The sequence below is a fragment of the Alphaproteobacteria bacterium genome (assembly GCA_004295055.1).
Classification (GTDB): Bacteria; Pseudomonadota; Alphaproteobacteria; order SHNJ01; family SHNJ01; genus SHNJ01.
In genome coordinates this window covers 1-8048 of the sequence record SHNJ01000008.1, presented here as the reverse complement: position 1 = coordinate 8048, position 8048 = coordinate 1, and the positions used below count along the sequence as shown (strand labels likewise).

Below are 8048 nucleotides of genomic sequence, written 5' to 3'. Positions count from 1 at the left end.
CCAATGTCACGGTTACCCGCCCGAATTCGGTTGGCGGCACCGTAATCGGATCGGTTGGATTTGACAGGGACGAAACGGATCTCGATTCCCGCGCCATGGGCCAAGTGAAACAAGCCGGTGGCCAATTAAAATCATCGAAAGCCGCCGCGGAATTGCAAGGTTATGCCACCCCGCCGAAAAATAACCCGGGCGAGGCGCGCCGCACCGCATTAACCCGTATTTTACAAGTACGTGATGCGTTGATCGGCATGGGCGTTCCAGGATCGCAATTGGGCGTAAAGCCGATGGGCGCACCGGAATCCGGCGCCAAGGATCGCGTCGATATCGTTATTAAACGCTAATTACGCGGCGCGTTGACGCAAATTGCGGATAAACTCCGCCATGCGATCTAGTCCAGCTTCTAAATTTTCATCCGACGTCGCATAGGAAATGCGCATGTATCCCGGCATGCCAAAGGCACTGCCATGAACGCATGCAACGTGTTTTTGGCGCAAAAATGTCATTACAAAATCTTCATCGGTATTTATCTGTACGCCATCCGATGATTTTCCTAAGACTTGCGAAATATTTGGGAACACATAAAAAGCCCCATCCGGACGTGAGCAAGGAATTCCCATAACCTCCAATCGGCCTAAAACATAATCTCGGCGACGCACGTAATCAGCACACCATTCCACCAGAAAATCGTCTGGTCCCGTTAGGGCGGCAATAGCGCCGGCATGAACCACGGTTGGTCCATGGGTACTGGATTGCGAGATCATTTTATTGATAGATTTAATCCACGCTGCTGGACCGCCGCAGAATCCAAATCGTCCACCAGTGAAAGAATGAGATTTGCTAATTCCGTTTATGACAAGGCAGCGCTCTTTCAAATCTGGAGCCAGTTGCGGCAAGGTGAAAAACTCGACCCCGTATACCAATTTTTCGTAAATATCATCTGTGATGATGACCAGATTTGGGTTGGTTTTGGATGCTTCGCGCAAAACTTCTGCTAATGCCAGCAATTCCTGTTTAGAATATACAACACCAGCAGGATTAGACGGTTGATTAATAATAAATAGTCTGGTTTTGGGAGTAAGCGCCGCGCGTAATTCTTCCGGCGTGATTTTCAAATCGGTGCGGGAAGGAACAACTATTCGTGGTGTTCCGCCAAAATAATTGACAATCTCGGGATAGGATACCCAATAGGGAGCAGGAATAACAACGTCATCGCCGGGATTAATGGCAGTACCAATGCCCCAGAATACCAATTCTTTACCACAAACACCTGTGGTGATTTCTTGTTCATTGAAAACAAGGCCATTATCCTCTCTGAATTTCTCAATAATTGGGGCAACTAACTTAGGATCATTAGGTTTAGAATATTTGTTTTGCCCTTGCCGCGCAAAGGTTGCCATTCCATCGCCAACAAATCCTGGTGTGGCTTTGTCCGGCTCACCTACCGCAAAACCGATCACATCGCTGAATTTTGCTTTTAACTCTAATGCTAGATTATTAACCGCTAATGTCGCCGAAGGTTTAATCCGCCTGGTTTGATCCGATTCAATAAAAGCAAATGCTGCCATTTCTCATTCCTCCAAAAAAAATTCAAACAACAAACTGACAAAATATATGTTCACCGTCAAGCGCTATTTCCTTAATAAACACCACTTTTAATTTTGATTTTAAGCCGCGATCTGCAGTTGGGCGAGGTTTTGATAGGTTGGATTCGATTGGATCAACTCATCATGCCGCCCTTGGCCAACGATTTGCCCCGCATCCAGCACGATAATCCGGCTGGCATTGCGCAATGTCGACAAACGGTGGGCGATGGTGATGGTGGTGCGCCCCTGCGCCAGTTTTTCCAACGCGGCTTGCACCAGTTTTTCATTCTCGCTGTCCAATTGCGATGTCGCTTCGTCCAGCAACAATAAATCCGGATTGCGCAACATGGCACGGGCAATCGCGATGCGTTGTTTTTGTCCGCCAGACAAACGAGCGCCTTTTTCACCAAGGAATGTATGGATGCCATCCGGCAGATGATGGAAAAATTCATCGACTTTGGCCAGTTTGCAAACAATACGCACTTGGTCTTCGGTCGCATCGACTTTGCCATAGCGAATATTATCGAGTAGTGAGGCGGAGAAAATAGCAGGTTCTTGTCCGACATAGGCGATGCGGCTGCGCAAATCGGTTGGATTCACATCGCGCACATTCACGCCGCAAAATTTCACACTGCCTTTTTGCGGATCGTAAAACCGCAACGCCAATTGGAATATAGTGGTTTTACCCGCGCCGGACGATCCGACAACGCCGACGGATTCACCATCCATGGCTTGTAAATTAAATTGTTGCAACGCCGGCTGATTGCGCGACGGGTAATGGAAATCGACATCGTTAAATTCCAGAATCGGCGTGGATTTATCAATTGTCTTTGGCAGGGGCAGGGGGCTTTCGGAAATTTTCAAGGATGATGGTGTGTGCAGCAATTCGATAATGCGTTCCAACGATCCCGCGGCGCGTTGCAAATCGCTGACCACTTCGGATAATGCCGCCACCGATCCAGCAACCAAAATGGAATAAAATACAAACGACGCCAATTGTCCGCCGGTTATGGTGCCACTCAGCACATCATACCCGCCGATCCATAACACAATGGCGATCGCGGAAAACACCAGGCCAATGATAAGCGCCGATAACACCGCGCGCACCGAAATCCGGGCGAGGGCGGAATGCAGCGCGGCATCGGCCCGGTTTTGAAATTGGCTTAGGTCAATAGATTCATGCGTATAGGCTTGCACGGTTTTGATTAAATTCAATGTCTCATCGCCATAAGATGAAATATCGGCGATGCGGTCTTGCGCGGTACGCGATAAAACGCGCACTTTGCGTCCAACCAAAATCAACGGCCCGATCACCATCGGCACAACAAACGATACGATTCCCGCCAATTTCGCGCTGGTTAAAAACAACATAAACGCCGCGCCAATCAACAATACCGAATTGCGCAGGGCGATGGGGAACGACGTCGATACCACGCTTTGCACTTGGGTCGTATCGGCGGTCAGGCGCGATAGAATTTCGCCGACTTTGGTAATTTCAAAAAAACTTGGCGGCAGGGTCAACAAATGTGCGTATAAATCTTTGCGCAAATCGGCCACCACGCGCTCGCCAATGGCCGATACGGTATACATCCGCACCATGCTGGCGCCGGACAAAACCGCGATGATGGCCAGCATGATTTCAAACGCGTGATCCAGTGACGCAGTTTCTTCGCTGTTCAATCCGTGATCGATAATGCCGCGTAACCCCTGGCCAAACGCCAGCACCGCACCGGATGCAATCAAGATCGCGAAAATAGCGGCAATAATCAGCCGCGAATTTTTCTGCAAATACGGCAAAAGATTTTTCAGCACGCCAATATTGCGCGAGGAAATAATAGCGGATTGGGATGGGGTCATTTGTGGAATGCCTCGGCTGGTTGTAATTCTTTGTTCAGTAAATCATAGATTGAAATTTTCTCGCCGCGGGTTGATAGCCAATCCGCCGATCCGGTATCATTGAAATGGGCCGCCGCAAAATGCCACGCGCCGGATTTTGGCGATGATAACCAGATTTGTTGCAAGGGCATGTGGCGGTTGATCAAATACACCCGCCCATCTTCGAATTCGATGCGTAAAACCCCATCCTCCAGATCCAGTTCCGTCTCGTCCCCAAACCGCTGTTCAAACTGGTGTAATAGCGCTTCCAGCGTTGCGGCTGCGACCGTGGCAAAATTTTTCATGTTTTTTCCGTAACTTAGCTGTATATATAGCAAGGCAAGGCAGAGGCGGCAAGGCGCGCTTTGCGCTTGCATAAGCGGCTGAAATTGTTTATAAAAGGCAAAATTTTAATACGGAACCGGCCTGGTACCAGAAAAAACGCCAGGCTTTTTTAATTAGAGGCAGTTATGAAACCAGACATTCACCCAGACTATCATGAAATCAACGTCATCATGACGGATGGCACGACTTATAAAACCCGTTCCAGCTATGGCAAACCGGGCGATACGCTGCGTCTGGACGTAGATTCGAAATCGCATCCGGCATGGACCGGCGGCCAGCAAAAATTGATCGAAGGCGGTCAGTTGGCAAAATTCAACAAACGTTTTGCCGGCATGCCTGGCGCGACCAAAAAACCGGCCGCACCTGCCGCAGACGCGAAAAAATAAAGATATTACAATATGTATGTATGCGCAGCCCACCCGGATCGCCTGGTGGGCTGTTGCTTTTTGGTAGCGATAAAAAGGACTTTGTTGCGGATGCGAAATATGCCGCTAGTACATCGATCCTATCTTGTGCATAGTATTTTCTATCCAGGGGGACTCGTTACATGAGCCAAGCCTCTCATCCAATATCCCGGTGGTTGCGATCGCGCCAGCTGCTTGCGGATTCCGGATATGGTGTAACCAATCACCAGACTTACCCTTCTTTTGCCATTGAACAATTATCGGACGAGGTTTTCACCATATCGGTGATCATGCCGCCTTGCGCCGACGATCAACTGACTATTTCCCTGGATAAACTGGATTTGACGATTGCGGCGGTGGCTAAGGACGATGCGTCGATGGCGTGCGAACATAAATTCCGTCTGTCGACCCCAGCGACGATTGCAGGGGCGAATTGGGACAATGGCAATTTATTCATCGAACTGATTTGCGCCGAGGCGCCGAATCATGAAAAGCCGACCCAATTGGTCGTGCGTTACTCCGGCAGCGGCACCTGGTTGCGCCAACGCCAGTCCGCGCAAGTGAATAAAGCGGCGTAATTCATAAAAGTGTAAGAAAATATTGTTACAAGTAGGCACCTTAATCAAGGAGGGTAGTATGATGTTATCATTAGATCCAGACGTTCGTCCCGAAGAACTGGATACAGATTTAATCCGGCGTAAAGTCATTCAATACAGCGTACTACCTTCAAAAAGTTTGGCTTGGATAGCGGTCACTTCGAATCGGGTAGAATTATGCGACGCGGCAACAACAGTTTTAGATTCTAGAAAATTGCCACGCAATTTTGTGCTCGATTATGCCCGCACAGTGGCTACTAAAACAAGAAATTAAGTAATCACTTTTTGAACAAAGCCTCGGCCCCAGCGCGGACGGATTGTTTGCTTTTAATCATGGCTTCGGCCCGGGCGATTTCCGCTTTCATCGATTCAATGTGATTTTGCAATTCCACAACCGACATTTTCTCCAAATTCGGTGGCGTTGCTGCGGGGCGGGGGAGCTCTTCTTCCATATCGGTGAACAGTGGACGGTGAACGGTGGACAGTAAAATTAATATAGACATGAAATAATACAAAATATACAGTAATCACCCGTTCACTGGTTACTGTCCACCGTCCACTGTCATGTCCCTTCCCACAGAATATATTGGCGTTATTGCGGAAAAATCCGGCGGGCCGGAAGTATTGAAATTTGTCAAACGGCCGATTCCGGAACTCGACGACGATGAATTGCTGGTCAAGGTTGCCGCCGCTGGTGTCAGCCGCCCGGATGTATTGCAACGTCTCGGCCGGTATACGTTGCCGAAAGACGCGCATGATGTGCTGGGTCTTGAAATTTCAGGCACCGTGATTGCGCGCGGGTCGCGGGCGACTTCCGCTATTGGCGCTCATGTTTGCTGTTTGATGAATGGCGGCGGGTATGCCAATTACGCCGTGGTCAAAGAATCCTTAACGCTGCCTATTCCCAAACGTTGCGCCTGGTCCGATGCGGCCGGAATTCCCGAAGCCTGTTTTACGGTTTGGTACAATATGATGGAAGTCGGCGCGTTGCAGCGCGGGGAACGGGTGCTGTTGCATGGCGGCACATCTGGTGTAGGCACCTTCGCGATTCAAATCGCGCGCGCTCATGGGGCGATTGTGTTCGCCAGCGCCGGCGATGCGCGCAAGGTCGAGGCATGCAAGAAACTCGGCGCGCATTATGGCATCGATTATAAAAACGAAGATTTTATTGAAATCTGTAAACGTGAAACGGGCGGCGAAGGCGTTGAAATCATTATGGACATGGTTGGCGGCGATTATTTTGCGCGTAACGTCGATTGTCTGGCGATGGATGGCCGTTTGATCGAAATCGCCTATCTGCGCGGCGCGAAGGTGGAATTGAATATCGATACGATCATGAATAAACGAATCACCATTACCGGGTCTAAATTGCGGCCCCTGCCTATGGAACGCAAGGCGCGTATCGCCCAGCAAATGCAACGGCAATTATGGCCTTGGATCGATCAGGCCAAAGTGCGGCCGGTGATTGACAAGATTTTTCCATTCCAAAAAGTGATGGATGCGCATAAATACCTGGAATCCGGCCAGCATGTTGGCAAGATTATATTGGAAATTCAATAGGTTAATAAATAATTCCAGCCTTTTATTTTCGCCATAAATAGATTATATTCTGTCTACAGCCTGACAACTGAATAGGAACTCAGGATTGGCTTTGGGAGGACCAAAGCGATGCCGCTCCCGCTTTATCCGCCTCCGCAAAATCTCGGCCGCAAGGCCGGATAGTGCGGCGGATACCACGCCGTAGCCCATAATGGGCGAAGGTGGGTTGTGCGCTTCGGCGCGATGAAGCATCAAAGAATATCTGTGGTTATAATTCCACGGAGCTTCATATAATGGGAGCACCAATTTAGATGGACGCGAACGGAGGAATAAATGCCCGCTCCTTTAATGCCAAAAGCCACCGCGGTGTGGCTGGTTGAAAATACCAAACTGACTTTTGAACAAATCGCCGAATTTTGCGGCCTGCATGAATTAGAGGTCCAAGCGATCGCCGATGGCGATGTCGCTTTCGGCATGCCAGGATTGAATCCGGTTTTGAACAGCCACGTAACGGCGGAAAATATCGCCGAAGCCGAAGCCGATCCAAAAGTAAAATTGAAAATGATCAAAGACGATCTGCCGGTTCCGGTAAAACGGTCGAAAGGTCCGCGTTACACGCCGGTTTCAAAACGCCAGGATAAACCCGATGGTATTGCTTGGTTGGTAAAGGCGCATCCGGAATTGTTGGACGCGCAAATCGCCCGTTTGATGGGTACGACCAAGCCAACCATCAAACAGATCCGCGATCGCAGCCATTGGAATATCGCGAATATTAAACCGCGTCATCCGGTCGGTTTGGGATTATGTTCCCAGCCGGATTTGGATGCGGCCGTGGCCAAAGCTGGCCGCCGCATTAAAAATGCGGAAAAAGCCGCCGCGCGCGCCGCAAAATTGGCCGCACAGCAAACCGAACAGGCAACCGCAGCCGCTTCGGTTGTGTTGCAACAACCGGCTTCGGTTGAACAAGAAACCGCCCCATCCCCGGAATCCTTGCCGGAAGCGGTTAATAACTAATTCCAGCGGTGGAATCCGGCTTGCCGGGTTCCACCATTTTACTACACTGCTAATCCATCGTTCCACTTCTTAGGGGTGCGCCAATGACCTCCTCGGCTAAAAAAATAGATACTTCCAAACCTATGCAACCATCCGTAAATTTATTATCGCCCGATTTATGCGCGGCGCTGTCGATCGATAAAAGTAAAATTACCAATGGCGATTTTTCGGTGCGATCGCCAATTGATGGCATGGAAATCGCCAAATTTCAAAGCGATTCGGTCGCGTCCGTATCCGATAAAATCGGCAAGGCGCATCACGCTTATTTATCCTGGCGCGCGGTGCCGGCGCCGGTGCGCGGTGAATTGATCCGCATTTTCGGCGAAGAATTGCGCGCGCACAAACAGGAATTGGGCCAATTGGTGACGATAGAGGCCGGAAAGATTTTGTCCGAGGGTCTTGGCGAAGTGCAGGAAATGATCGATATCTGCGATTTTGCGGTGGGCTTGTCGCGCCAATTGTACGGTTTAACGATTGCATCGGAACGCCCAAACCATCGCATGATGGAAACCTGGCATCCGCTGGGTGTGATCGGCGTGATCAGCGCGTTCAACTTCCCGGTTGCGGTTTGGTGCTGGAATTTTGCGCTGGCGATCGTTTGTGGCAATGCGGTTGTTTGGAAACCGTCGGAAAAAACATGCACTACCGCGCTC

The 8048-nt window shown here is 49.9% G+C and carries 11 protein-coding genes; 7 read left to right on the top strand and 4 right to left on the bottom strand.

From position 1 onward, the window contains the following. A partial coding sequence (locus EYC62_02135; GenBank protein TAH36726.1) for a hypothetical protein occupies positions 1–341 on the top strand: 341 nt, incomplete at its 5' end. Here EYC62_02135 and EYC62_02130 read toward each other — a convergent pair. The 3 genes from EYC62_02130 to cyaY all read right to left on the bottom strand — a co-directional run bounded on the left by EYC62_02130 (position 342) and on the right by cyaY (position 3835). Continuing rightward, a complete protein-coding gene (locus EYC62_02130) occupies positions 342–1565 on the bottom strand; it encodes a pyridoxal phosphate-dependent aminotransferase (protein ID TAH36725.1) in 1224 nt (407 codons plus the stop codon). Positions 1566–1664: 99 nt separating this feature from the next. Then, positions 1665–3338, bottom strand: a complete 1674-nt coding sequence (locus tag EYC62_02125) for an ATP-binding cassette domain-containing protein (protein ID TAH36728.1) — start codon at positions 3336–3338, stop codon at positions 1665–1667. A gap of 98 nt (positions 3339–3436) precedes the next feature. Then, positions 3437–3835 (bottom strand): iron donor protein CyaY, encoded by a 399-nt coding sequence (gene cyaY, locus EYC62_02120; GenBank protein TAH36724.1) that lies wholly within the window; start codon positions 3833–3835, stop codon positions 3437–3439. Between the two features lie 93 nt (positions 3836–3928). Between cyaY and EYC62_02115 the strand changes: the two genes are divergently transcribed. The 3 genes from EYC62_02115 (at position 3929) to EYC62_02105 (ending at position 5077) form a co-directional block, all read left to right on the top strand. Then, the gene (locus EYC62_02115) at positions 3929–4189 is read left to right on the top strand and encodes a 50S ribosomal protein L31 (GenBank protein ID TAH36723.1); all 261 of its coding nucleotides are present in this window, start codon (positions 3929–3931) and stop codon (positions 4187–4189) included. Positions 4190–4350: 161 nt separating this feature from the next. Continuing rightward, positions 4351–4785, top strand: a complete 435-nt coding sequence (locus EYC62_02110; GenBank protein ID TAH36722.1) for a hypothetical protein — start codon at positions 4351–4353, stop codon at positions 4783–4785. A gap of 58 nt (positions 4786–4843) precedes the next feature. Continuing rightward, positions 4844–5077, top strand: a complete 234-nt coding sequence (locus EYC62_02105) for a hypothetical protein (GenBank protein ID TAH36721.1) — start codon at positions 4844–4846, stop codon at positions 5075–5077. Between the two features lie 4 nt (positions 5078–5081). On the opposite strand, the gene EYC62_02100 is transcribed toward EYC62_02105, so the two are convergent. Beyond that, positions 5082–5255, bottom strand: a complete 174-nt coding sequence (locus EYC62_02100; GenBank protein TAH36727.1) for a DUF1192 domain-containing protein — start codon at positions 5253–5255, stop codon at positions 5082–5084. Positions 5256–5367: 112 nt separating this feature from the next. On the opposite strand from EYC62_02100, the gene EYC62_02095 reads away from it, so the two are divergent. From EYC62_02095 to EYC62_02085, 3 genes are all read left to right on the top strand, one after another. Next, on the top strand, positions 5368–6363 hold the full coding sequence (locus EYC62_02095; protein ID TAH36720.1) for an NAD(P)H-quinone oxidoreductase: 996 nt from the start codon (positions 5368–5370) through the stop codon (positions 6361–6363). Between the two features lie 312 nt (positions 6364–6675). Next, positions 6676–7356: a DUF1013 domain-containing protein gene (locus EYC62_02090; protein ID TAH36719.1), complete on the top strand. Its 681-nt coding sequence runs from the start codon at positions 6676–6678 to the stop codon at positions 7354–7356. Positions 7357–7439: 83 nt separating this feature from the next. Then, positions 7440–8048, top strand: a 609-nt coding sequence (locus EYC62_02085) for an aldehyde dehydrogenase family protein (protein TAH36718.1), incomplete at its 3' end; no start/stop codon positions are given.

Bases quoted from the DNA above. Each gene is read 5' to 3' on its own strand.
- EYC62_02130 (TAH36725.1), bottom strand. From the start codon at position 1,565: ATGGCAGCATTTGCTTTTATTGAATCGGATCAAACCAGGCGGATTAAA.
- cyaY (TAH36724.1), bottom strand. From the start codon at position 3,835: ATGCAAGCGCAAAGCGCGCCTTGCCGCCTCTGCCTTGCCTTGCTATAT.
- EYC62_02115 (TAH36723.1), top strand. From the start codon at position 3,929: ATGAAACCAGACATTCACCCAGACTATCATGAAATCAACGTCATCATG.
- EYC62_02110 (TAH36722.1), top strand. From the start codon at position 4,351: ATGAGCCAAGCCTCTCATCCAATATCCCGGTGGTTGCGATCGCGCCAG.
- EYC62_02105 (TAH36721.1), top strand. From the start codon at position 4,844: ATGATGTTATCATTAGATCCAGACGTTCGTCCCGAAGAACTGGATACA.
- EYC62_02100 (TAH36727.1), bottom strand. From the start codon at position 5,255: ATGGAAGAAGAGCTCCCCCGCCCCGCAGCAACGCCACCGAATTTGGAG.
- EYC62_02095 (TAH36720.1), top strand. From the start codon at position 5,368: ATGTCCCTTCCCACAGAATATATTGGCGTTATTGCGGAAAAATCCGGC.
- EYC62_02090 (TAH36719.1), top strand. From the start codon at position 6,676: ATGCCCGCTCCTTTAATGCCAAAAGCCACCGCGGTGTGGCTGGTTGAA.